The organism is Desulfosporosinus sp., assembly GCF_014237355.1.
Classification (GTDB): domain Bacteria; phylum Bacillota; class Desulfitobacteriia; order Desulfitobacteriales; family Desulfitobacteriaceae; genus Desulfosporosinus.
This window is the reverse complement of the sequence record NZ_JABZFS010000079.1, coordinates 1-24,721: the sequence shown is the minus strand read 5'-3', so window position 1 is coordinate 24,721 and position 24,721 is coordinate 1. Positions and strand designations below refer to the sequence as shown.

The 24,721-nt window shown below is 42.2% G+C and carries 24 protein-coding genes and 1 other annotated feature; of the genes, 12 read left to right on the top strand and 12 right to left on the bottom strand.

Features of this window, described 5'->3' with window-relative positions:
• Window positions 1-155 precede the first annotated feature (155 nt).
• The 3 genes from HGJ98_RS19185 to HGJ98_RS19175 are packed head-to-tail and all read left to right on the top strand — an operon-like array spanning window position 156 to window position 2,991.
• The gene (locus HGJ98_RS19185) at window positions 156-884 is read left to right on the top strand and encodes a (Fe-S)-binding protein (protein ID WP_291353317.1); all 729 of its coding nucleotides are present in this window, start codon (window positions 156-158) and stop codon (window positions 882-884) included.
• Complete coding sequence (locus HGJ98_RS19180; RefSeq protein WP_291353316.1) at window positions 881-2,296, top strand: LutB/LldF family L-lactate oxidation iron-sulfur protein; 1,416 nt, start codon at window positions 881-883, stop codon at window positions 2,294-2,296. Before HGJ98_RS19185 ends, HGJ98_RS19180 begins: the two co-directional genes overlap by 4 nt.
• A 5-nt stretch (window positions 2,297-2,301) precedes the next feature.
• A complete protein-coding gene (locus tag HGJ98_RS19175) occupies window positions 2,302-2,991 on the top strand; it encodes a lactate utilization protein (RefSeq protein ID WP_291353315.1) in 690 nt (229 codons plus the stop codon).
• Here the strand turns inward: HGJ98_RS19175 and splB are convergent.
• The 3 genes from splB to HGJ98_RS19160 all read right to left on the bottom strand — a co-directional run bounded on the left by splB (window position 2,988) and on the right by HGJ98_RS19160 (window position 6,195).
• Window positions 2,988-4,031 (bottom strand): spore photoproduct lyase, encoded by a 1,044-nt coding sequence (gene splB, locus HGJ98_RS19170; protein WP_291353314.1) that lies wholly within the window; start codon window positions 4,029-4,031, stop codon window positions 2,988-2,990. The two genes, HGJ98_RS19175 and splB, sit on opposite strands and share 4 nt — an antisense overlap.
• A 41-nt stretch (window positions 4,032-4,072) precedes the next feature.
• Window positions 4,073-5,752 (bottom strand): AarF/UbiB family protein, encoded by a 1,680-nt coding sequence (locus HGJ98_RS19165; RefSeq protein WP_291353313.1) that lies wholly within the window; start codon window positions 5,750-5,752, stop codon window positions 4,073-4,075.
• Window positions 5,753-5,889: 137 nt separating this feature from the next.
• Window positions 5,890-6,195, bottom strand: a complete 306-nt coding sequence (locus HGJ98_RS19160) for a polyhydroxyalkanoate synthesis regulator (protein WP_291353312.1) — start codon at window positions 6,193-6,195, stop codon at window positions 5,890-5,892.
• 289 nt (window positions 6,196-6,484) lie between these two features.
• Between HGJ98_RS19160 and HGJ98_RS19155 the strand changes: the two genes are divergently transcribed.
• On the top strand, window positions 6,485-7,240 hold the full coding sequence (locus tag HGJ98_RS19155; RefSeq protein ID WP_291353311.1) for a C40 family peptidase: 756 nt from the start codon (window positions 6,485-6,487) through the stop codon (window positions 7,238-7,240).
• Between the two features lie 236 nt (window positions 7,241-7,476).
• Here HGJ98_RS19155 and hprK read toward each other — a convergent pair whose 3' ends face one another.
• Window positions 7,477-8,367, bottom strand: coding sequence for an HPr(Ser) kinase/phosphatase (gene hprK / locus HGJ98_RS19150; RefSeq protein WP_291353310.1), 891 nt, complete (start codon window positions 8,365-8,367; stop codon window positions 7,477-7,479).
• 178 nt (window positions 8,368-8,545) lie between these two features.
• On the opposite strand from hprK, the gene HGJ98_RS19145 reads away from it, so the two are divergent.
• Together HGJ98_RS19145 and HGJ98_RS19140 are read left to right on the top strand one after the other, a co-directional pair.
• Window positions 8,546-8,833, top strand: a complete 288-nt coding sequence (locus HGJ98_RS19145; protein WP_291353309.1) for a UxaA family hydrolase — start codon at window positions 8,546-8,548, stop codon at window positions 8,831-8,833.
• Window positions 8,834-8,878: 45 nt separating this feature from the next.
• Window positions 8,879-10,036, top strand: a complete 1,158-nt coding sequence (locus HGJ98_RS19140; protein WP_291353308.1) for a UxaA family hydrolase — start codon at window positions 8,879-8,881, stop codon at window positions 10,034-10,036.
• Window positions 10,037-10,259: 223 nt separating this feature from the next.
• Here the strand turns inward: HGJ98_RS19140 and HGJ98_RS19135 are convergent, their stop codons facing one another.
• The 4 genes from HGJ98_RS19135 to trpB form a co-directional block, all read right to left on the bottom strand.
• Entirely contained in the window at window positions 10,260-11,507 is a 1,248-nt protein-coding gene (locus HGJ98_RS19135; protein ID WP_291353307.1) for a mechanosensitive ion channel family protein, read from the bottom strand.
• 193 nt (window positions 11,508-11,700) lie between these two features.
• The gene (locus tag HGJ98_RS19130; RefSeq protein ID WP_291353306.1) at window positions 11,701-12,912 is read right to left on the bottom strand and encodes an NADP-dependent isocitrate dehydrogenase; all 1,212 of its coding nucleotides are present in this window, start codon (window positions 12,910-12,912) and stop codon (window positions 11,701-11,703) included.
• Between the two features lie 279 nt (window positions 12,913-13,191).
• Window positions 13,192-13,971: a tryptophan synthase subunit alpha gene (gene trpA / locus HGJ98_RS19125; protein WP_291353305.1), complete on the bottom strand. Its 780-nt coding sequence runs from the start codon at window positions 13,969-13,971 to the stop codon at window positions 13,192-13,194.
• On the bottom strand, window positions 13,964-15,148 hold the full coding sequence (trpB, locus tag HGJ98_RS19120; protein WP_291353304.1) for a tryptophan synthase subunit beta: 1,185 nt from the start codon (window positions 15,146-15,148) through the stop codon (window positions 13,964-13,966). Before trpB ends, trpA begins: the two co-directional genes overlap by 8 nt.
• 45 nt (window positions 15,149-15,193) lie before the next feature.
• Window positions 15,194-15,440: a binding site (T-box leader), on the bottom strand.
• A 172-nt stretch (window positions 15,441-15,612) separates the two neighbouring features.
• Between trpB and HGJ98_RS19115 the strand changes: the two genes are divergently transcribed.
• The 4 genes from HGJ98_RS19115 to HGJ98_RS19100 all read left to right on the top strand — a co-directional run bounded on the left by HGJ98_RS19115 (window position 15,613) and on the right by HGJ98_RS19100 (window position 19,550).
• Complete coding sequence (locus HGJ98_RS19115) at window positions 15,613-16,185, top strand: xanthine phosphoribosyltransferase (protein ID WP_291353303.1); 573 nt, start codon at window positions 15,613-15,615, stop codon at window positions 16,183-16,185.
• A 254-nt stretch (window positions 16,186-16,439) separates the two neighbouring features.
• Window positions 16,440-17,114: a GntR family transcriptional regulator gene (locus HGJ98_RS19110; protein ID WP_291353302.1), complete on the top strand. Its 675-nt coding sequence runs from the start codon at window positions 16,440-16,442 to the stop codon at window positions 17,112-17,114.
• 82 nt (window positions 17,115-17,196) lie between these two features.
• Complete coding sequence (locus HGJ98_RS19105; protein WP_291353301.1) at window positions 17,197-18,063, top strand: EamA family transporter; 867 nt, start codon at window positions 17,197-17,199, stop codon at window positions 18,061-18,063.
• Between the two features lie 56 nt (window positions 18,064-18,119).
• Window positions 18,120-19,550: a trimethylamine methyltransferase family protein gene (locus HGJ98_RS19100; RefSeq protein WP_291353300.1), complete on the top strand. Its 1,431-nt coding sequence runs from the start codon at window positions 18,120-18,122 to the stop codon at window positions 19,548-19,550.
• Here the strand turns inward: HGJ98_RS19100 and HGJ98_RS19095 are convergent.
• On the bottom strand, window positions 19,534-19,938 hold the full coding sequence (locus HGJ98_RS19095) for a TIGR02328 family protein (RefSeq protein WP_291353299.1): 405 nt from the start codon (window positions 19,936-19,938) through the stop codon (window positions 19,534-19,536). The two genes, HGJ98_RS19100 and HGJ98_RS19095, sit on opposite strands and share 17 nt — an antisense overlap.
• 295 nt (window positions 19,939-20,233) lie before the next feature.
• Between HGJ98_RS19095 and HGJ98_RS19090 the strand changes: the two genes are divergently transcribed.
• Complete coding sequence (locus HGJ98_RS19090) at window positions 20,234-21,001, top strand: CAP domain-containing protein (RefSeq protein WP_291353298.1); 768 nt, start codon at window positions 20,234-20,236, stop codon at window positions 20,999-21,001.
• Window positions 21,002-21,300: 299 nt separating this feature from the next.
• Window positions 21,301-21,702 carry a DUF1992 domain-containing protein gene (locus HGJ98_RS19085; RefSeq protein WP_291353297.1) on the top strand — a complete coding sequence of 134 codons (402 nt, stop codon included), beginning with the start codon at window positions 21,301-21,303 and terminating at the stop codon, window positions 21,700-21,702.
• A 180-nt stretch (window positions 21,703-21,882) separates the two neighbouring features.
• Here the strand turns inward: HGJ98_RS19085 and HGJ98_RS19080 are convergent, their stop codons facing one another.
• The 3 genes from HGJ98_RS19080 to dsdA all read right to left on the bottom strand — a co-directional run bounded on the left by HGJ98_RS19080 (window position 21,883) and on the right by dsdA (window position 24,603).
• A complete protein-coding gene (locus HGJ98_RS19080; protein ID WP_291353296.1) occupies window positions 21,883-22,605 on the bottom strand; it encodes a M48 family metallopeptidase in 723 nt (240 codons plus the stop codon).
• 82 nt (window positions 22,606-22,687) lie between these two features.
• Window positions 22,688-23,119: a DUF2695 domain-containing protein gene (locus HGJ98_RS19075; protein WP_291353295.1), complete on the bottom strand. Its 432-nt coding sequence runs from the start codon at window positions 23,117-23,119 to the stop codon at window positions 22,688-22,690.
• Window positions 23,120-23,277: 158 nt separating this feature from the next.
• On the bottom strand, window positions 23,278-24,603 hold the full coding sequence (dsdA, locus tag HGJ98_RS19070) for a D-serine ammonia-lyase (RefSeq protein ID WP_291353327.1): 1,326 nt from the start codon (window positions 24,601-24,603) through the stop codon (window positions 23,278-23,280).
• Window positions 24,604-24,721 lie beyond the last annotated feature (118 nt).

Genomic DNA, 24,721 nt, shown 5'->3' with positions numbered 1-24,721 from the left:
AAGGGAATAAAAAGCATCCTTGGTAAGCCTAAAGTGGCCTCCAAGGATGCTTTTTTTGCTATTAAAACTCCTACTCGCATCAAAATTTGTTTTATTAGGAAATACTAGGTATAGTGCCCCAGAAATTAATGTGACTTATAAAAAGGATGGTGTTTATGAAGGTTTCCCTCTTTGCGACCTGCCTTACTAATGCCTTCTATCCGGAAGTGGATCTCACGATGGCAAAAATACTTAAACACTTAGGGCATACTGTCGACGTTCCGGAAGGACAAGTCTGTTGTGGTCAAATAGCGTTTAATTCAGGCTATGTGGACGATGCTAGAGAAGTTGCCCGAACACTGATTAATTCCTTTGAACGAAGCGAAGTCGTAGTAGGTCCCAGTGGCTCGTGTATTGCTATGATTCATCACTATTACCCAACTCTTTTTGAGAAGGAACCGGTTTACCTCAAGAAAGCTGAAAATCTGATTCAAAAGAGTTATGAATTCTCCCAATTTGTTGTTGATGTTTTGAAGCAACCCGATCTAGGGGCACATTACAAAGCAAAAGCTACTTACCATCCCTCCTGCCATGCGACCCGACTTTTAGGCATTGGAGAGGCTCCACTCAAATTGCTTCAAAATGTAAAGGGACTGGAACTGCTCCCCCTGCCTGAGTCCCAACTATGCTGCGGGTTTGGTGGAACGTTTTCTGTGAAAATGCCTAAGATTTCCGAAGCAATGGTCGCCGAAAAAGCCCAGCATGTTCTCGAATCAGGAGCAGATATACTTCTAGGACTTGATATGGGTTGTCTGATGAATATTTCCGGATATCTGGAAAAGATTAACAAGCCCGTGAAAACCATGCATATCATTCAGTTACTGGGGGAGGGAATAAAGCCATGACCATGTATAACTTAACCACCGACCAACGGGTGGATGAGGCCCTCGCCAATAACTTTTTGCGCCAAGCCACTCGCAGGGCTACGGATCGTTTAAGGAATAATAAATACAAAGCTGCCGATGAATTGGGAAATTGGGAAGAATGGCGTGGCGCTGGTGAAACGATTCGTAAACATGTGATCGCCAACCTGGATTATTATTTAAATCAACTCATCGAACAGATGGAGAAACGCGGAGTGCATGTTCATCTGGCCAAAACCCCTGCAGATGCTGTAGGGATCGTACGTAAGATTGTTCATGAGCAGGAGGCTAAAAATGTCCTTAAATCTAAGTCCATGATCTCAGAGGAAATCCACCTCAATCACGCCTTAGAAAAAGATGGCGTCGCAGTCGTCGAAACAGACTTAGGGGAATACATCATTCAAATTGCCGGAGAGCCGCCATCTCATATCATTGTTCCAGCTATGCACAAGACTCGCCAACAAGTTGCAGACTTATTTGAACCCATTGCCGGTCATGCTCTAAGTTCGGATACTCCAACCCTAACCCGTTTTGTCCGCCTGCAAATGCGCGAGCAGTTTCTCCGTGGGGATATCGGAATCACAGGCTGTAATTTTGCCGTAGCTGAGACGGGAAGTATTGTCATGGTGACCAATGAAGGAAACGGTCGAATGGTCAGCACACTACCTCGTGTTCAAATTACACTTATGGGAATGGAGCGCATCGTTCCCTCATTTCGGGAACTCGATGTCCTGCTGAATTTACTCGCTCGAAGTGCCACCGGGCAACGCCTCTCCAGCTATACGACCATCCTCACTCCCCCTAAACATAGCGCCGATTCAGATGGTCCTGAAGAATACCACCTTGTGATTCTTGACCATAACCGCTCCGAGATTCTAGGGGACGAGCTGTTTCGCACCGCCTTAAACTGTATACGTTGCGGAGCATGCTTTAATGTATGTCCGGTCTACCGCCAACTCGGTGGACATGCTTATGGCTCCGTCTACTCAGGGCCAATCGGATCCGTGATAACCCCGTTGCTGGAAAAAGACTGGAAAAAGTGGGGACACCTCCCTTACTTCTCCTCCCTTTGTGGTGCCTGCTCCGAGGCCTGCCCCGTTCGGATTCCTCTCCATGACCTCTTAGTTAAACTTAGAATGAGAAAAACTCAGAGTGGTCACACTCCTCAAGTCGAGCAACAAATTTTTAAAGCCTATCGCTACTTCTTCTCTCGTGAGAAAACGTTACGTCGAGTACTTCGCATAGGGGCTCATCTCCAACGACCCTTTGTTCGAAATCATCGGATTAGCGGCGGCCCTCCACCTCTTTCCAATTGGACGAAAAGTCGTACTCTTCCTATGGTGGCTGCGAAGCCCTTTATGCAAGTTTGGGCAGATTTAAAAAATAAGAGGTGAGAGAAATGACCACTACTAAACATTTTATTAATGGCCTAGCATCAAAATTAGGGCGTCCCACCCCGACTAAAGCTCCCACCCCTGTTGAAATTTCGGTTCCACAATATCGCTTGTCTAACACAGAAGAACGAGTCTCTATCTTCTTACAGAACTGGCACGCCCTCGGGGGCAAAGGAGCTATTGTAAGATCGGAAAACGATCTGCTCCAATCCCTCCAAGAATGGTTTGGAGATCAACCCATCAATTGGATAAAAGAAAATAAGCTTGCTCTCTTAGCTTGGGATATGCTTCCGCCAATTGCTGAGTCCGCCTTTTCCAGCCTAAACTGGCCTCTGACTAGATATACTCAATCATCCTTGAACATTCGGGACCGCTACTCAATCGCCGCCCAGGCAGAACTAGGAGTTACAGGCTCTGATTGGGGAATTGCGCTTTCCGGCACCATAGTGACGAACAGCAACCCCCTTAGGGGGCGGGCAATAAGTCTGCTTCCCCCTCGCCATCTTGCCTTCATTGAAGCTGCCAAAATTCGAAACAATCTCTTTGAAGTCCTACACGAGGTTTCAGCCTTAGGAACTCCTCCCGCGGCGATTGAAATGATCTCCGGTCCCAGTCGAACCTCTGATATAGAGATGGATCTATCCATTGGGGTACACGGGCCGATTGAGGTTTATGCTGTCGTAATTCAGGATTAGACAAAGTACTCCACCTGAGCTGAGGGATAATAATCCTTAGCAAGCTCCATGAAAAATTCTTTCATTTCCTTCATCTCTTCCGGTTGGTAGATATATTTTCCGTAACCAAACTGCCCGTATTTAAACTTACGGTCCTCCTCTTCCATGGGTAAGGCAGAGTTCGGGAAAACTCCTAAAATATTCGATTTAGCTCTTGAAGTAAAACGATGGGAGATAAACTCTAGGGTTAATTGCTCTGAAGACCAACCGGAGGGAGCCCTTTTTATTAATTCTTCAGCCGAGCGCTCCATTAACCTGCGATAGGCTTCTTGCCAGCCTTCAAACCGAAAAATAGGCGCAATAATAAAACCTAAGGGATATTCAGCCTTTAACACTTTCCCAGAGGCAATGATCCGTTCTTCAGCAGACGGAGTCCCATGTTCATACTTCTCTACAACCTCGGAACAATTCAAACTAAAGCGAAAACGTGTATGCCCTTCATGCTTAGCCTCCAGCAGACTATCGATATCCGTATACTTGGTGACAAAGCGAAAGCGCCCCTTGGGCTCGCGGCCAAAAAACTCAATGGCTTGCTTCAAAGCCCCGGTATATCGCTCTACTGGAATTGGATCTGAGGTTGCAGCCCCTTCGAACTGGGTGATCTCGGGCAAACGTTCTTCAATCAGCCTGGAAGCTATACCTAAGATTTCTTCTAGATTCACATATACTCGCAAATAAGGTTTTTTCCCTAAGGTGGTAGCTAAATAGCAATACTCACACATGCCTGGGCAACTCGTGACCAGAGGTAATTGGTAATGAGCAGAGGGTTTGCAGGTTTGAAATGTTTTACTGCGACGTACCCCGATCACCAAGGTTCTCTTAGCTTCCCGATACTGAGCAGCTGCGGTTTTGCCTGGAATTCCAGTAACTCGGTTATGGGAAGATGTGGGACTGACCGGTATTCCCAAGCGTCTAAAATCCTCAACTAAGGTTTTCCCTAGGGGATAATCAAGGGCATCAGGTTCGTAGAATACTCGACTCGGTATAAAATCTAGCAGCATTTTTGTTCACCTCAGGAGTAGGTTGCCCTAAGAGTGACGAACTAAAACTTACCCGACTTGAATATTGAAATAAACAACCATAACAACATTAGACCTGCCATAGCAGCTCCGATCTCGATAACTGAAATCTGCAAAAATGTAATGGGCTGCTGCCCTAAAGCCGAAGCGATAATAATCCCCGCCATAACGATACTAAACGAGAGTAAAACAATACTAAAGGATATCTGATTAGTGATGCGATCTAATTTTCTGAGAAAAATATCAAGTTCCGGAACACTTACTTCAATCCGAATACGTCCTCGCACAAGATTCCGCATCAAGTCCTTCATCTGTTTAGGGAGATCGACCAGCAGATCACTATAATCAGTGACATTGTGCCATACTCTACCGGCAATCGTACTTGGTCGATAGCGTTCCTTTAAGAGCTGAATCCCAAAGGGTCTCGCCATATCCATAATGCTTAGGTGGGGATCCAATTTTTCCACGATTCCTTCTAAAATTAACAAACATTTGGCCACCATGGTAAAATCTGAGGGGATTCGAATCTGATGTCGAAAAGCAACTTCAAAAAGTTCGCTTATGGCCTCGCCAAGACTGATTCGACTCATTGGGACATCCATATACTTTTCCCGCAATTCATCTACATCATTGCTTAAAAGAGTTAGATTGACATCTTCCGGAACAATCCCTATTCGTAAGACGGCTTTTATCATACTTTCCGTATTTTGACGCATCATAGCGATAATTAACGAAGCAAAATTGTCTTTCATATCAAGGGTTAATCTGCCAACCATACCAAAATCAATAAACGAAATTACCCCACCCTGTAATAGAAAGATGTTGCCGGGATGTGGGTCGGCATGAAAAAAGCCCTCAATGAGCATCTGATGAAAAAGAGACCGCACCAGTTGTTCGGCCAAGGCTTTATGGTCATACCCATTTCTCTCAAGGGCCTCAAACTGATTGAGCCTTAAGCCTTGGACAAACTCCATTGTAAGTACTCGGCGAGTGGAGTAATCCCAATAAATCGAAGGGACATGAATGGTCTTATCCGTCTTAAATTGCTTGGCAATCTTCTCTGCATTTCTGCCTTCGATGGTATAATCCAACTCGTTGCGAAGGGACTTGGAGAACTCTTCCACAACATCCCTCAATTGAAGACGTTCCATCCGTTTCATGCGATTTTCGGCCAACGTCGCTAAATCCAAAAGGATTTCCAAATCCGTTTCTATCATGGCTTTAATCCGAGGGCGCTGTACCTTAACGGCAACCTGCTCCCCCGTAGCCCGGAGCCGCGCACGATGTACCTGCCCAATTGAGGCCGCGGCAATCACTTTCTTATCAAAGGAGGAAAAAACTTCCTCAAGGGGAGAGCCTAGTTCCTCTTCGATAATCTCCGAGACCTCCTCGAAGGAGAAGGAGGGTACGTTTTCTTGCAGTTTTTCCAGTTCGCGCAAAATATCCTGCGGGATAATGTCTGCTCGTGTACTAGCAATCTGCCCAATCTTAATATATGTAGGGCCTAGTTCCTCAATCACTAGGCGTATGCGCTCTCCTACCGACATTGGGTCCATCTCTTCAGTATCCGCAAAAAGTCGTTTAGGTAGAGAAAGCATATGTAAAAGCCCCATCTCCTCTACAAAAAAGCCAAATCCGTGGCGAGCTAAGACCTTAGCGACATCTCTATAACGTTTGAGATGTCGTATTCGTTTCCCAATCATAAGAATTCGTCCCCTTTTATCACTCGAGGTTCGATGTTTATGCAGGTTCATTAATTTGCTGATAGAGGGCCTGAATATTATTCAGGCCCCAAAATAATTTTGGCGATCACATTAAGTTTTTAGCTAGGTTAGAATCCTTATAAGTCGACTTTGTCCTTACTATTTTCAAGTTCTTGAATACGTTTTTCTAAAGCTTCAAAATCCGCTTTGCTTGGCACATTTAACTCCCTAAGCACTTTTTCTAATTGTTCGTGAATTCTGGCGTTTATCTGTTTTTGTTCGGCTTGCCCTTTCTCAAGGAGTTCATTGATAAGGTCCTTAGATTCTGCAGAGGAAACTTCCCCTTTTTTAACTAACTCATCAACTAGCTTTTCAATCTGTTCCTTACTTACTACGGCTAAACCTAAGCCAAGGGACAATCCTTTTTTAATAAGGTCTTTCACAACCGCATCTCCTCCTTATCTATTTTCACCGCAATTAATGGACTATACCTATCATTATAACTCGTGTGTCTTAGTTACACTAATGATTGTTTACAAAAATAGTTAAACTTATTAATCGAATACTTGTTTTTTCTCCTTTTCCATGCAATCCAACATCTACCAAAGACAAGCCCTTGTTTATACGTTATACTAGTCACAACTTCAGATAAGCAATTCGTTGTGAGTCGGACTCCTATTAAAGACTCCAATCCCCTTAGATTAGATACTATATTTGAAAGGAATGAAGAAATTGAAAACAATTAAATCGATAAAATGGTCTCTTCTTTTAGTTCCAGTAATTTCTATGTTTTTGTTTGTGATAACAATCACAGCTGCACCTATGACAATAACAGAAAAAATGAATCCGTTTGAAATCCAAACTATAGCTGTAGTCGCTGCAGAAACAGCAAATAAGGCAAACGAAGTCGAACCTCAGGCAAGCCCTGTAACTGTCGCAAGCGCAGCCAAATCTAGCCCTCCTACAACGACTACAGCGCCTAGCTCCACACCAGCACCTGCTAAGGCAAAGGCCACGTCTAGCGTAAAAAAGGTTCAGCCGCAACCATCACGGAGCAGTACGCCAACGAAAACAGCAGTTGCTCAACCGAGTACACCAACGAAAACAACGACAGCTCAGCCATCAAAGGCAAGTGCAATTATTGCTACTGGTAAACAATATATTGGGGTTAAGTATGTATACGGCGGAACTACGCCATCGGGATTCGATTGTTCTGGTTTCACACAATACGTCTTTGCTAAAAATGGCATTAATCTTCCAAGAGTTTCCCGGGATCAATTTAAAACAGGTACGTCTGTCTCCTTTAGCAACCTGAAGTCCGGAGACCTAGTTTTTTTCTCTTTAGCGAAAAATGGAGTGGTTGACCACGTGGGAATCTATGTAGGTAATGGCCAATTCATTAATGCATCAAGTTCTAAGGGCGTAACTATCTATACTCTTGGATCTTATTGGAAGTCCGTATATGTTGGAGCTAAACGAGTACTATAGCTTTTCATAGAGCGTTCCAGTAAGAATATTTATCCTTTTTCCCCTTAAAATAAGTTTAGGTTAATGTCATCCTGATAATTCTGTCATCCTTGCGTTAGCGAAGGATCTAGATCCTTCAGTCGTCCCTCCTTCAGGATGACACAGCTCTCGAGTTTCTTTCGTAACAAATAGGGGGGTAACAAACATTTTTGATTTGTTACCCCCCTTTATTAGCATTAGACATGAGCATTCTTTCTTCAATTCTCTCTTAGAGAAGGCATAGCTCGTCTTTTATAATTATTCCAGTTTTTAATCACTGCAACTTCAATAAGTGTCGCAAGATTACGCCCTGGGCGAACGGGAATAGAAATCTCGGGAACTGCGATCCCTAAGATTTCTCTTGTTTTAGGAGGATCAATCCCCAGGTGATCATAAGCCTTATCCTGCTGCCATTCTTCCAGGTGAACTATAAAGTTAATAACCTTTTCATCTCGCACAGATCCAGCTCCAAAAAGTGTCGTGACATCAAGTATACCTAGGCCCTGTACCTCAAGCCGATGCAGCAGCTTTTCTGGGGCGGAACCTAATAGTCGTTCTTCATCGACTCTGCGGACTTTTACGACATCAGCCGCCACTAACAAGTGTCCGCTCTTGATAAGTTCTAACGCCGCCTCACTTTTACCAATTCCTCTCCCACCCGTAATCATTACCCCTACTCCATAAACATCAACTAACACACCTTGAATTGCCGTACTAGGAGCTAACCGGTTTATGAGGTAACGAATTAAAAGATAAAAAAGTTGAGTGGTAGAGCGAGGGGTTGTCAAGAGAGGAATCTTCCGCTCACTAGCCAATTCAATGAACTCCAAGGGAATGGTTAAACCCCGGGTAACAATTACACAAGGTACTTCCGAAAGCATGACTTGAGCGAGCTTGGAGCGACGCTCAGAGTCATCGAATTGTTGAAGCAACCCTAACTCAGTCCGGCCATAAACCTGAATCCGCTGAGGAGTCAGATGTTCCAAATACCCCGCTAGTTCAGCACTCGGACGTTTTAGGCTATATTCCCTTATTGCCTTGTCCAATCCTACATGCCCTGCAAGGACCTCAAAATTAAATCTATCAACTAACTGATTGACTGTAAGCAATTATAATCATCCTTCCAAACAGGGGCCTATCCCTCCGTCGCTTAATTTTCGTATAGAAATACATTATAAACTATTTAAAGAGTTCGCGCCTGCTTTTGTTTAATAGTATTTACAAATCCCCATTATTTCAGCTATTCTAGGATAAAGTATTAATTTATGCTATTGGAGGTAACCTGCCTTGAAGAAGCAAGCCGTCGTTATAAACCCCAATGACAACGTCGCCACGGTTGTAGATGACTTCCCAGTGAACACTATTATTCATTTTTATATTGGTCAATCGGAACACTCCCTTCAATTACTACAAGACATTCCTCTAGGACATAAAGTCGCAATTCAAGAGATTAAGAGCGGGGAGGCTATTCTTAAATACGCTGAACCAATTGGCGTGGCCACTGAATTAATTCGACCTGGGCAACACGTTCATGTTCACAACTTAGAAAGCCAACGGGGACGCAAAGACAAATAACTTCCTCAAATCATCATTTATCCACTTAACAAGGAGGGCTTATTCTTGGAAATATTAGGTTACCGGCGACCTGATGGTAAGGTAGGTATACGAAATCATATTTTAATTATCCCAACCTCCGTCTGTTCGAGTACTGTCGCTTCAAATATCGCAAATCAAGTGCCGGAAGCCGTGGCACTTCCCAATCAACACGGTTGCTGTCAGATCGGGGCTGACCACGTGCAAACAGTCAGAACCTTGGTCGGCTTCGGCAAAAACCCTAATGTCGCTGCTGTTCTCGTTATAGGACTTGGATGTGAAGGGATTCCCATTCGTGAAACCGCCGCGGAGATTGAAGGATCCGGTAAACATGTTGAAGTTGTCGTTATTCAGGAAAGCGGCGGCACTCTAAAAGCCGAAGCTGAAGGGCTGCGCAAAGTTAGTGAATTGGTCCGCAAGGTCGCGCATCTGCAACCGGAAAAAGTTGATCTTAGCGAGCTCAGCCTCGCCATAGAATGCGGGGGGTCTGACTTTACCTCTGGGCTCGCCTCAAACCCAGCCGTAGGTAAAGCTGCCGATTTGTTAGTTGCTGCGGGGGGTAATGTCATTCTGTCTGAAACCACGGAATTCATTGGAGCCGAACATGTCCTGGCAGGCCGAGCAAAATCTCAGGAAGTCGCTGAAAAACTTTTTAAAATTGTGAATGACTGCGAAGCACGAGCTAAGTATTTAAACATCGATATTCGTGATGGACAACCCACACCTGGGAACATCGCCGGCGGCATAAGCTCTATTGAAGAAAAATCTCTAGGCTGTATCTACAAAGCAGGCCATGCCCCCATTCAAGACGTTCTAGAGTATGGGGAAATACCTATAGGCAAGGGACTTTATATCATGGACACACCCGGTCAAGATATTGAATCCATCACCGGAATGCTCGCCGGTGGTGCTACGGTCGTACTATTTACGACAGGTCGCGGAACCCCTACTGGTTCCCCGATTGCACCAGTGATTAAAATCACCGCCAATAAACGCACGTACACCATGATGGAGGACAATATTGATCTCGATGCATCCTCTATTATCTCGGGAGAAGAAACCATCGAGGAAGTCGGGCATCGAATTTTTGCAGAAATTATTGCCGTAGCTAATGGTCGAAGAACAAAGGCAGAGAGTTTAGGATACAAAGAGTTTGGAATTTATAAAATAGGCTCAACCTATTGAACTATTCGATCAAACCCTGTGAAGTTAGCAGCTTGTGGGTCTGCCCTAAAAATAAGTTTAGGTAATGTCATCCTTGCGTTATCGAAGGATCTCGGGCTTAAGGTTCTTCATTTCGTTCAGAAAGACAAATAAGTATAAAAAAGAAGCCCTTTGACCTGTGACTAATCAGCACGGATTAATCACAGGTCGAAGGGCTTCTCTATCTTTAGTTGAACCAGTTCACTTATTTACTCTGTCCGCTTAAAGAGCATCTAAAATCGTAGCCGGTAGGGTTCTGGAAGATTCTTAGCCCAAATTGAGGAACTACGGCCAATATGTGATCGAAAATATCTGATTGTATGCCTTCGTAATTAACCCATACTGTATCATTGGTAAATACATAAATCTCAAGTGGTACCCCATGTTCCCCAGGTGGCAATTGTCTCACCATCTGTACCATTTCTTTATGTATTTTAGGATGATTTTTTAGATAATTCTGGATATAGGCTCTGAAGGTACCAAGATTCGTTAGGCGCCTTCCATTTACAGTATGTGTTGTATCGATCTTATTCTCTAAGTTGTATAAGGCTATTTCCTGTTTTTTAGTCCTTATATAATCGGATAGATAATGAATCTTTTCAAACTCCTCTAACATTTCATCTGTGCAAAACGTAATACTAGTAGCATCAATGTAAAGAGAACGACTAATTCTTCTGCCACCTGACTGTGTCATACCACGCCAATTCTTAAAGGAATCTGAGACGAGGGCATAGGTAGGAATGGTAGTAATGGTTTTATCAAAGTTTTCTACTTTAACCGTATTCAGTGATATATCTATGACATCTCCATTTGCACCATATTTGGGCATTTCGATCCAGTCACCCAAGCGGACCATATCGTTTGAAGACAATTGAATACCTGCAACCAAACCCAACAACGAATCTTTAAAAACTAATAAAATAACAGCCGTTAAAGCTCCGATACCACTTAGTAACAATAGCGGACTTTTTCCAATGATCGTAGCGATTATCAGAATTCCACCGATGATGTAAACAAATATTTTCGCTACTTGAAGATATCCCTTTATGGGTTTATTCTTTGAGACCTCATAGGTTCTATAAATAACATCGACTGAATTGAATACAGCATCTAAAACAAAAATTCCAACTAGAATTATATAAGCTGATGAAAATCTTTGAATAACAAGGGCGATCTGCTCAGTAAATGCAGGCGCGAAAGAATACACTATAATTGCTGGAACTATCTGTGATAGTTTATGAAAGACATTTCTTTCATACATGACATCGTCCCAGGCAAATTTATTATTGCTGATAACCAGCGCCAGAAACCTAAGTACGACCTTTTTAGTAATAAAATTGGCCAAAATACTTAGGAACGCTATGAATAATATTAATATCCCAGTCGATAAGTACCTAGCTGTACCTTCATTAAGGCCATATCCTATAAACCAACTCATTATATATTCGACCATTAATACCCTCCTGACTGTTCTTTTTAGAACCGCTCTCATCGATAACAGTCACAAGAGTATTCTAACATCTTCATGCCGGGGTTTTCAATTCCTACAATAGGCTGCTACCTAAATGCTAACGAAAGGCTACTAATTAATGTTATACAAACTAAAAAGCCAGCCAAAGCATTTTAGCGCCTCAGCTGGCTCAGTACTAGTTGCGCATCTTATCAAGTGTCTGCTTAATCTCTACAAGGAATTGCTCTGTACTAACGGTTTTCTTGTTCGGAAGCTCTGAGATGAGGGCTAGGTCTTTAGTCATTATACCAGCTTCTATTGTTTTCAAAGAAGCAGCCTCTAATTGATCCGCAAACTCAACCAACTTATTCAATCCGTCAAGTTCTCCACGTTTTTTTAAGGCCCCAGTCCAAGCAAAAATGGTGGCCATCGAATTCGTTGAGGTTTCTTCTCCCTTAAGATGTTTGTAATAGTGCCGTGTAACTGTACCATGGGCCGCCTCATACTCGAAATTGCCTTCTGGTGATACCAATACCGAGGTCATCATTGCCAAACTTCCAAAGGCAGTCGCTATCATATCAGACATGACATCCCCATCGTAGTTTTTGCAAGCCCATATGTACCCGCCTTCAGAGCGAATGACTCGAGCAACAGCATCGTCAATTAAGGTGTAGAAGTATTCAATCTTAGCCTCTTCAAATTTTCCCTTATACTCCAGATCATAGATCTCCTGAAAAATATCTTTAAAGGTATGATCATATTGTTTGGAGATCGTGTCTTTGGTCGAAAACCATAAATCCTGCTTCACTTCCAACGCGTAGTTAAAACAGGACCGTGCAAAGCTTTCAATAGAGCGGTCTAGATTGTGCATTCCCATGAGAATACCCTTGTCTTTGAATTCGAAAATCGTTTGACGAGATTCTTCTCCTTTTTCATTGGTAAAGACAAGCTCTGCCTTACCTGCCCCGCCAACTCTATACTCAACATTTCTATAGATATCGCCATAAGCGTGACGTGCTATAGTGATTGGCTTTTTCCAAGTGGGTACCAAAGGTTGGATCCCTTTAGCAATGATCGGAGCACGAAAAACAGTTCCATCAAGGATTGCTCTGATCGTACCATTAGGACTTTTCCACATCTGCTTAAGCTTATACTCCTCTACCCTCTGAGCATTTGGCGTAATTGTTGCACATTTGACCGCGACTCCGTATTTTTTATTAGCCATAGCCGCATCAATAGTGATTTGATCGTCTGTTTCATCCCTTTTCTGGAGCCCAAGATCATAATACTCCGTTTTTAAGTCAATGTAAGGTAAGAGCAAGATCTCCTTAATGGATTTCCAGATGATTCTTGTCATCTCATCTCCATCCATTTCTACCAAAGGAACATTCATTTGTAGTTTCTGCACGATTCTATTTCCTCCTTAGTGATGCCTCCTCGAGTGAACTCATTCAGCAAAGCTGAACATCGAGACTTAGATGCGGGACTCTACCCCCACCTATGAGGAGTACGGGTACACTCCCACTTGTAGAAGTAGGAGTTCTATTATCCAATTCTTTTATACTTCGACAAATATAGATATTCTCCTCTTCCTAAGACTAGATTTGATATTAATTAGCTTAACCTGTAGCTACTTAATTATTCTTCTTCTTAGGGTATTCAAACCATCACAAGTTTGAACGTATTTTTAAACGCCCTGTTTAACAGCTTTCTTCATCCTTCGTACATAGTCAGCTACATAGGGCACACAATCCACGCCGTATTGCTCAACAATTTTCACAATCGCACTTCCCACAATCGCGCCATCGGAAAACTGAACCATCTTCGCAGCTTGTTCAGGCGTAGAGATTCCGAAGCCTATGGCGCAAGGGATATCCTTGACTTGCTTAACAAGTTTAACCATTTCCTCCACATCCGAGCTTATTTCCTGGCGTACACCTGTTACGCCCATTGAGGATACGCAATAAACAAATCCCTGGGCCTCACTAGCAATTTGACGAATTCGGTGCTGAGAGGTCGGCGCGATCAGCGAGATCAACTCCACACTATAGTTTGAACAATAGGGCAAAAGTTCATCCTTTTCCTCAAAAGGAACATCCGGAACTATTATTGCGTCAATACCTGACTCCTGGCAGTTTTTCATAAAGCGCTCAGTGCCATAGGTAAAGATCGGGTTCATATAGGTCATAAACGCTAAGGGTACACTACATACCTGACGAATCCGCTTCACCATGTCAAAAATTTTGTCAGTAGTCGCCCCCCCTGCCAATGCACGCTCGTCCGCTCGCTGAATGACAAGCCCCTCTGCGATGGGATCGGAAAACGGAATGCCAAGCTCAATCAAATCAGCCCCTTCCTCTGCCATCCTTATCACTAATTCCTCGGTAATTTCAAGAGATGGGTCTCCCGCTGTAATAAACGGAATAAAGGCCTTCCCATTGGCAAAGGCTTTCTGTACCTTATTCATAGATCTCTCCTCCTCTGTAACGTGCTATCGCTGCTACGTCTTTATCCCCTCTACCTGAAAGATTGATCACCAATAGTTGATCTTTAGTCATAGTAGGAGCAAGTTTTCTAGCGTAAGCAACCGCATGTGCGCTTTCAATAGCTGGAATAATTCCCTCGGTGCGCGAGAGGTATTCAAATCCCTCCACAGCCTCATCGTCAGTAACGGGTACATATTCCGCCCTGCCAATATCATGCAGATGAGCGTGTTCAGGACCCACCCCCGGATAGTCAAGTCCTGCTGAGATGGAATAGACTGGTGCAATCTGACCGTACTGATCCTGGCAGAAATATGACTTCATTCCATGGAAGATGCCTACAGATCCCGTTGCCATAGTTGCGGCAGTCTTATCAGTGTCCACCCCATGCCCTGCTGCCTCACAACCAATCAGACGCACATCGGGATCTCCTATAAACTCATAAAACAGTCCCATAGCGTTACTGCCGCCGCCAACGCAAGCGATCAGCGCATCCGGCAGTCGGCCTTCCTTTTGCAGCATCTGCTGCTTAACCTCTCGACCGATCACACTTTGAAAGTCACGAACAATCATCGGAAATGGATGGGGCCCCATAACCGAGCCGAGGACATAATGAGTATCTTCCACCCGCGCTGTCCATTCGCGCATGGTTTCGTTTACCGCATCTTTAAGTGTTTGAGTACCGCTTGTCACGGAATGCACCCGGGCACCCAACAGCTCCATTCGATAGACATTGAGTGCCTGACGATCCGTGTCCTCCTTTCCCATGTAAATCTCACATTTCATCCCCATGAGGGCGGCAGCGGTGGCAGTGGCAACCCCATGTTGACCCGCACCAGTCTCCGCGATGACACGAGTTTTACCCATCCGTTTAGCGAGAAGTACTTGGCCAAGAACATTGTTAATCTTATGAGAACCAGTGTGATTAAGATCTTCTCGTTTTAGATAAATTTTTGCCCCCCCCAGATCTCTGGTCATCTTTTCAGCATAATAGAGCAGCGAAGGTCGCCCCGCATAACTATTGAGGAGTTCCTCTAATTCTTTTATAAACTCAGGATCCTCTTTATAGCGATTGTAGTAATCTTCCACCTCGATGACTGCGTTCATGAGTGTCTCAGGAATGTATTGTCCCCCATGAATTCCAAACCGTCCTTTTAACATAAACAGCTCTCCTTTTTTGCTAAAATAAAAAAGCCTTTATCCCCCTAAAGGGACAAAAGCTTATAACTTCTGCGTTACCACCCAAATTGACGAAAATCGCCCACTCGTTTTGCATACTAACATATGCACCCCACTGATAACGGACAGGGTTCCCGTCAGCGTCTACTCCTGTAACCCAGTTTCAAGCTGCCCTCGCAAGTCCATTCGGAAAAATTTGTACTGCTGCATCACACCATTTACAGCTCTCTGGATATACCCAATTTTTCGTACTTCTCTTGCTCAACGGTTTATTATGTTTTCCAATAATATAGCTTACATTGATATGGTTGTCAATGGAATTAAAGATTATATTGATTTTTTAGGACGATCGCGATATTCTATTCATTATACACATTTCATGCTGCCACACTCTTGAAAAATGATTTAGGAGTGTTTTTATAATTAAGAAAGGAAGTATATACCACATGCAACTCTTGAAAGATAAAATCCGTAGAGACGCAAAAATAGTTGAAAACCGAATCATTAAAGTCGATAATTTCTTGAATCATCAGTTAGATATTACGTTGTTCAATGAGATTGGTAAGGAATTTAAACGAAGATTTTCTAATAAAGAAGTAACTAAAATAGTAACCCTCGAAACCTCTGGTATTGCAATTGCCAGCATTGCTTCTCAGTACTTTAACAATGTACCCGTCGTTTTCGCAAAAAAACACGCTGGACTTAATATGAATCAAGATGTTTACGAAGCAAAGGTTTATTCTTATACGAAAGATCAAGAATATATAATAAAAATATCCAAAGACTTTTTATGCCCTGCTGACAAAGTGTTGATTATCGATGATTTTCTTGCGAGCGGAAGTGCTCTGATGGGATTGTATAGTTTATTGTCTCAGAGTGGTGCTGAGATTTCTGGAGTGGGTATAGTCATTGAAAAAACCTTTCAAGAGGGTAGAAAACTTGTAGAAGAAAAAGGCCTTCAATTAGAGTCTTTGGCTATTATTGAATCAATTAGGGATGGGCAGGTATTTTTTAAATAGCTGGTTCAAATTCAACAATGGTTACGTCGGCTTAAAAACAAGGATTGAATTATAAGATTCAACCCTTGTTTTTTTATGCCATGTTTAGATGCCAATGATAGATATAATTCAAATGTCGAAAAAATTCATAACAGACCCCTATGATAATGGGTTTACTTATCAACAAAATAGTTCTATTATATGAATACAAATCTGAAATCTGAAATTTCACTGGAGACTTCTTAAAAATTGTTAAGTAAGGAGACACCGAAATAATGTTTAATACCCTTTCCCTCCGCGAGCAAGTATATCAATACTTGTCCCATGAAATTCAAGCAGGAGAGTTACGACCTGGTGCATCTATTAGACTGGATGTTTTGAGCAAGAAGTTAGGAATAAGTAAGACCCCCTTGAAAGAAGCCATCCTCAAACTCGAGTGTGAAGGCTTTGTCGAAATCCTACCACGACGTGGGATAGTTGTGAAGAAAATGACGAATCAAGAAATTAAGGATTTATATGAAATTGTTGGTTCTCTAGAATCAACGGTTGTCCTCTCCATATTTGACCAAATTACTGGGGTACATATTAGTAAAATGAAGGATTTAAACGAAGAATTACTAATAGCCTTAGAAGGGAACGAATTTGACAAGTATTATCAATTGAATCTTGACTTTCATGAGTGTTTTCTAAACTTATCTCCTAACCTGACTCTGCGCAGGTACATTACGCCCGCCAAACAACGGCTTTACGATTTTACCAGGCGCCAGTATTTAAAGGAGTGGGAATTGGTAAACCTTGAGGAACATAACAAATTTATTAAATGTATCGAAGATGGCGATCGTGAAGGTGCTGCTAGGGTGATTAAAGAGGAACACTGGGGATGGACAGTCCATGAAGCCCACGCCGTTCAATTCTACGAATTAGACACCCCTTCTGAAGATCCAGATTAATTGAATGGCCCTTAGGAATGAGGGAAAATTGTACAGACTTCAGTTTGAAACAGGTTCCTATGAAATTTGGGGAGAGAGATAATTGAACGATTCATATAAGGGTATGCTATATATCTTTTTATCCTCGGTCTTTCTAAGTACTGGCGGGTTATTTATTAAAATTGTTGAGGCGGATCCTCTCTCAATAGTCGCCTTAAGATCTGGTGTAGCAGGTATCACGTTACTACCACTCTTAAGAATCCAGCAAATCAAGCTGAGACCTCCAACGATCCTTTATATTTTATCCTACACATTAATGATGATTACCTTTGTAACGGCCACAAAATATACGACATCCGCAAATACCGTAGCCCTTCAATATGCAGGTCCCTTATATTTGTTTTTGTACGGCGTCTTCAGGAAGCAGATCAAAGTACGCTGGGGAAATACAATCCCCATGTTATTCATTATATTGGGTATTGGGGCATTTTTATTAGAACCAAGTATAGGACAGAGTATGACGGGTAACATTCTAGCAGTCATCAGTGGGATCACCTTAGCCTCTATGTACGGAATTCTACCTAAAATTAAGGATACATCCCCTCTTGCTCTGGTATGTTTAAGTAATTTAACGATTTTTATCATCGTTTTTCCACTTATACCGTCTCATGAAAAGCTCCTAGAGATAAGCACGCAAGGATGGATGTCGGTCATCTATTTGGGTGTCATTCAAGTAGCTCTTGCTTATGTTCTTAACGCCAAAGGAGTTCTTCTTACTAGCTCACTGCATGCTATGGTTCTAGCAATGTTAGAGGCAGTTATGAATCCCATCTGGGTATTTATGTTTATAGGGGAAGTTCCAACAAGTCATGGATTTGTTGGAATTGTCATGATTCTTGGAGCGGTGTTGTTTAACGTGATTCAACAAAGCAGATACGACAAAAGTCAAAATTTGATGATATCTGGATGAACTTTAAGTACTCAACCATTGTATGACGATCTTAGCTAACTAGGGGAGGCTTATCTATGCCAATAAAAACCAAACTTGAGGTAATCTCTAAAGAGGATTTATATCGAATTCACGAAGGAACACTAAAACTTCTCGAAGAAACTGGTATAGTCTTTCAATCTACGGAAGCCCTAGATACCTTCAAAAAACACGGAGCAAGGGTAGATGGTCAAATAGTTTATATTTCCAGCCAAATGGTTGAGAGTTGCTTAGAAAAATGCAGCAGTACTTACCAATGGAGGGCCCGTAACGCTGCACGTTCGGTAACGGTCGGAGACGGATTTTTAGTCCAGCCTAATGCAGGTCCCGTCTATATTCAAGATCTAGATCATGGACGCAGATTAGCTAAACTTGAAGACTACCGCAATATTATGAAACTCTGCCAAACGAGTGATATCATTAACCTTGTTGGTGCTCATCCGGTTGACCCAAGTGATGTAAAGAAAGAACACAAACACTTATCCATGATGTATGAGATCTTGAAAAACACAGACAAACCCGTACTTGGCTTTGTAGTTGACGGGAAACAAGCCGGGCAGATGTTAGACATGTTGGAAATTGCCACGGGTGGTTCACTTTCTAGTGGGCATTTTGCAGGAGTAAGCGTAAATCCACTCAGTCCCCTCAGGTGGGCTACGGATACTACAGAGACCATTATCGAATATGCCAAGCGCAATCAAGCAATCTTTTTACTTCCTTGTATCATGGCTGGCATTTCTGGACCCGTAAGTTTATTGGGAACAGCAGTGTTACAAAATACAGAAATTCTTTCTGGACTGGTTTTAACAAAGTTGATTAATCCTAGCGCTCCTGTCGTCTATTCGCCCTCTTCCACAGCCGGATTTTTGAAGAAAGGCAGTTACAGCACAGGTACCCCAGAAGGTATGCTGATCAATATTGCTAATCTGCAATTGGCGCTGGATTATTACCATTTACCAACTCGTACAATGTGCGGAATGACAGATTCAAAATCTGTCGACTGCCAAGCAGGCTATGAAACCATGCAAAATCTAATGATGGGAATGTTAGGCGGAGGACATATTATTGTCCAATGCTTAGGGGTACTTGATTCAATTATGACAACCTCTTATGAGAAATTTATTATTGACGAAGAAATTCTGAATCGAGTAATGCGAGTTGCGAAGGGTATCTACGGGTTTGACCTTAATCTCTCATTAGATATTATTAAGGAGGTTGGGCATAACGGCAGTTACCTGTCACATTCCAACACCTTTGATCATTTCCGAGACAGGTGGACACCTTCCATTGCTGATTGGGATTCTTATACTGATTGGCAAGATACCGGCTCGGAAGATATTCTATTAAGAGCAAACAAACAATTTAAGAAAATTTTAGCAAGTACACCTGAGACACTAATTGATGCGGAACTTGACAAGTCCCTTAAATCATATATGCAAAAAAGTTTGGACATCATTCATCTGCATTAGAGAAAATGATTATCCCTTTACCCAGCAGGTTTGCTATGCAATCTGTAAAGTACTTCTCATTGTGTTCAGGGTAAACGAGAGATACTTCGTTTTTCTCCTCTTTCAATCTTTGGATTTCTTCGTAGTCTGGCTCGAATCTGGGCGCTAATTTTCCCCGATAACCAGGGTCAAGCCAACAGCTATCTGGATAATAACCACGCCGCAACATTTCGTTCATAACCAAGACGTGATAAGCCCAAAGCCGTTCTCGGGAGTAGCGAAAGACATAGTTTACAACTGAATGGGGTTTTCCCCAACTATTCCCTCGCAATGCACAACATTCGCGGTGCTGTCCTAAAAGTTGTTGTCTTGGCAAAAGTGAGAGAAGTTTTTCATGCCATAACCGCATACAGTAATCACCCTTATTCGTTTGTAAGGTTAAACAATGTTGATTCTGCTTTATCCTGCACGAACGACTGAGTAAATATTCCCGTCTAATTGAATTCTATTTAAACCTAGGAGACACCCTCATACCTTCTTATAAAAAAAGTAGATTCCAGAGCAGTTGCCAGAATCTACTTTTTCCTATTGAAACAAATCCCTTTATATCCAATGTCTAAAAGCCAATATTTTACTATGATAAAAATCCCTAGTTTGATTAAACTAATGGATATTTGAATGCAATCTAAGAGGAGGTAAAACTTATGAAATCTAAGCACTTCAGGCTTATGAGTTCAGTTGTTATAAGTATCGTGCTTACATCCACAGTATTTGTATCATCTCTAAGTGCCCAAACTCCATTTAATAGAACAAATATACCCGCCCAAGTAAAGATTACTGCTAGCTCTCTAAATGTCAGATCTGGACCATCTACCGCTAATTTTAAAGTTGGGATACTATACAAAGGTCAGATAGTTGATTGTCTTGGAAAAATAGGTAATTGGTGGGTGGTGCATTTAGAAAATGACACTGTGGGATTAATTTCGGGTAATTATGCGAACCCTTACTATCCACCGAGCCCAGCGCCTAAACCTCAGCCTGCTCCTACGCCTACCCCAGCCCCTGCGCCTAGTCCTGAACAACCGTCTATCGGTGTAGAAGAACAAAAAATGCTTGATTTGATTAATGCCGAGCGCTCAAAGGTAGGGGTTGAGCCCTTAAAAGCAGATGCTAAGTTAATGGAAGTCGCAAAGATTAAAGCGGACGATATGGTAAAAAACAATTATTTTTCTCATACTTCCCCTACTTACGGTTCCCCCTTTGATATGTTAAAGAAGTTTGGAGTCCCTTACAATTCGGCTGGAGAAAACCTTGCAGGAAACTCATCCGTTGAAGCAGCACACAAAACTCTAATGGAATCGGAAGGACACCGAAAAAATATCTTGAATCCAAGCTTTAACTATATAGGGATTGGCATTGTTCCTAGTACAGTTTATGGGAAGGTCTTTGTGCAAATGTTTATTGGTCGGTAAAAATATCTGAACATCGACAAGTCGATTAATAGGTACAATTACCATTATTACTGACAGGAGGCATAATCAGACAGCTTCTAAAATAATAGCGTTAAAGGGTGTAGTACCTTAAGAAACGGTTGTAGATTTTCCACAACCGTTTCTTTTATATATTCACTTAGCAGTCTTTAGCGAAGGTCAGTCCATATTAAAAGACGCGTGAAAAACGCTTGGACTTAAAGAGTATGCTACTAGAATTAATGATTAATTAATTTTATAATGTTACTAATATTTAAAAGGTGTTTGGGAGGTGTAAACGGTTGGATAAGTTTGTTGATATTGTTTCTGAACGAAAAATTAGAGAAGCCATTGAAAGAGGAGAACTTAAAAACCTTCCTGGAGCAGGAAAGCCTGTAACGATTGAGAATTTATACTTTTTGCCTCCGGAATTCAAATTTGCATATACTGTTTTGAAAAATGGAGGATATCTTAATCTAGTTAACGACGATAAGCCCACAGCTTCCCCAACAAGCAATTCAAAGGATTTACCGAATGAGCACTTGTCTAATTCCATAATCATAGATCAAGAAGTGTCCTCAAGGTCCTTAGATAGTAATAAGGTAGATTCGACGAACGCGAAGCCTATAAATAATCCTAAATATATTCAAGAAAAGACTCTAGGTTTTAATATAATTAGAGATTGCAGACGAGGAAGATATTAAATTCGCATTTCTTTAAAGTAGAAGGTGTGAGCCCTTATATTAATGGGGTTTACATCTTTTTTAGCTTCCACATATCGTTAAGTAGCTTTCCGATTACGTTACTTAGTTTATTGTCGTTTCAACACAGGTTGACAGTACCTTCTCATAAACAAGGTATTTTAGGTAGTTTTGAATCTTCTCTTAGAGAACCAGTGTTAATTCATGCCCATGCTCCTTAAACCACTTTCTCCAGTATCCGTACTCGGGCATAAACTCAACCACCCTCTGCCAGAACTGCTCCGAATGATTAAGATGAGTCAAGTGAGATAATTCATGAATAATGATGTAATCGATTGCTTGATCAGGAGCCATAACAATTCGCCAGTTTAAATTAATGTTTCCCTTACTTGAACAGCTTCCCCAGCGGGTCTTTTGTTCCTTCAATCTGAAGGTCTGAAAGTTAACTTGCATTCGTTTAGCCAGCTTGTCTAGCTTTTCCTGAAGTATCTTGCGTGCTTGGACTTTATACCAGGATAAGAGCACCGCCTGAATATTTGACGGGCATGCTTGCTCTGGTAAATCCTCAGGTACGTAAACCTCCAGCACCTGGCCTTCTAAAGAAACCCTCAGCATCTTGCGCGAATGTCTTCGAATTTTCAACTCTAAACTATTCCCCAGATACAGAAATTGCTGCCCCTCGTGAAATTCCATTAGGGGTTTTAGCATATTTTGATTCTTTTGCCATGCTTTTATGATCCACTCTTGTTTTGCGAGTAATAATTCTTTTAGCTGCTTGGCTAATAGATTTTTAGGCGCGGATATACGAAGGCGATCTTCAAGAACAGTCAGCGTAATCCTTCTATAACGTGCGCTCCGTCGTACCTCACACGGAATCGTACAGTCTCCAATAGTCAGTTGCTTCATTTATGACTACTCCTACTTTCTCTGCATGAGCCTTCTATGATCCCAAATTTTTCGTAAAGTATCTCAAGTTATTATTATTTACTTATTTACCAATCAACTGACTCTCTACATAATAAATAACCTCACAATCACAATGCCCACCATTCCTTTTGAAAACTTCTAGAATTTCGTTAATCTTTCCTCGGTTGAACTGCATTTGTGTAAGGATCTGTTGGCTCAAACGGAAGGTATGATCACATACTAATCCCGCGAGTTTTTCATTTAACCTATAGAAAAACATTCTATGATAAAGAAGACCTAAAATATCAAAGTCCTTACTTTGCCTCGCCTTCTCTTCATTAAATAGATCGTCATACTGTAGGTTTTTCGCTTTTAATCCAGAGACAAGTCGACGCGTAACTTCTTCTCGTATTAGTTTTCGGTCTTTTAAAACTTCGTCTTCAGGGTCTAGTTTGTCTCTAAGTTCTCGTCGGTTTTCTTTATTTGCCGTTCTTTTAGCGTGACCTAATGACATTGGAAACACTCCCTATTCTAAGCGTTCTATAACCATTCGTACTTAAGATTTCCCTCTATTCTACATATGTGTATCCATTTTCTCTCGATTTAAACCAAAGTTGTTTGCTATATGACGTTAAACTAGGATCAAAAGGGGGGATGGATTACAGGGTTTACCTAATCTCTTTGATTTAGATATTGATCCATAATTTCTTTCGGAACTAAACTGCCCCCGGTCGCCCACACGATATGGTTGGCTTGAGACATTTTTTTCACTAGATCAAACTGCTTTAGGTACTCCCTTCCCGATTGAGTTTTTGAGACTCTTGCCGACCCAGGCATTCCGGCAAGTGCTGAAGGCTCGAGTTGAAGGTTCTCTGTTTTTTTCAAAGCCTGAAGCAAGATGAATAGTTCCTCGTCTTTAATGGTGTACACTCCACTCAGAAAGGTTTCGATTGTTTTTCCTACAAAACGAGAGGCTCTGCCAACGGCTAAACCGTCTGCTTCTGTCCTGTTATCCAGACCGATATCTTGAACGGATATTTGATCATGAAGACCCGTCGCAAGACCCAAGAGCATACAGGGGGAGTGAGTTGGCTCTGCAAAGAAGCAATGGACATTTTCTTTGAAGACTTGCTTTAAGCCATAGGTTACTCCCCCAGGTCCACCTCCCACTCCGCAGGGCAGATAGACAAAGAGCGGGTGATCAGAATCTACAGCAATCTTTAACTTGTCCAACTGCTCTTTTAATCGATATGCTGCCACGGCATAACCAAGGAATAAATCACGGGAGTTCTCGTCATCGACAAAATGGCAGCGCGGGTCGTTCTCAGCTTGCCTTCTCCCCTCTTCGACTGCTTTACTATAATCTGAGGTGTATTCAAAAACTTGGACACCTTTGGAGCGAAGAAGTTCTTTTTTCCAGGCCTTTGCATCGGCAGACATGTGAACAGTGACCTGAAAGCCGAGTTTCGCTCCAATCACGCCGATACTAAGGCCAAGGTTCCCAGTCGATCCAACTGCGAGGGAGTAGTGGGAGAAGAATTCTCTATACTTTGGGGAATTTAAGATGGCGTAATCATCTTCGAGTTTGAGCAAACCATGAGTCAGGGCTAACGTTTCTGCATGCTTGAGGACTTTATAGATCCCGCCACGTGCTTTGATTGAACCAGAAATCGGGAGATGACTATCGCACTTGAGCCATAGATGACCAGGGATTTCGATGTTGTAGCGTTTACTTATGTATCCTTGCATGTTCTGAATAGGCATTAGGGGGGATTCTATAAGTCCTCCGGTGTGCTGAGTTTCCGGGAAGGCTTGGGCGATATATGGGGCAAAGCGGATGAGTCTTGTCTCTGCTTCGTGGATCTCTTTCTCCTCAATGGGAATAGGGTTATTTGACGTTTTATACTCTGGATTTATCCAGAAGGCTTCCTGGGCAGAAATCAGATCATCGATTAAAGGATGTTTTAACTTCCATTCTTTAAGTGTTCTGCCGGCAATATAATTATGGTCAATCAGCATCTTTACCATACTCCCTTAATTTGAATCTACTTCACACCTGATACCTACCTGGCCCGGTATTCACCATACATGAAGAGCCTTTGTCAGAGGCTTAGCC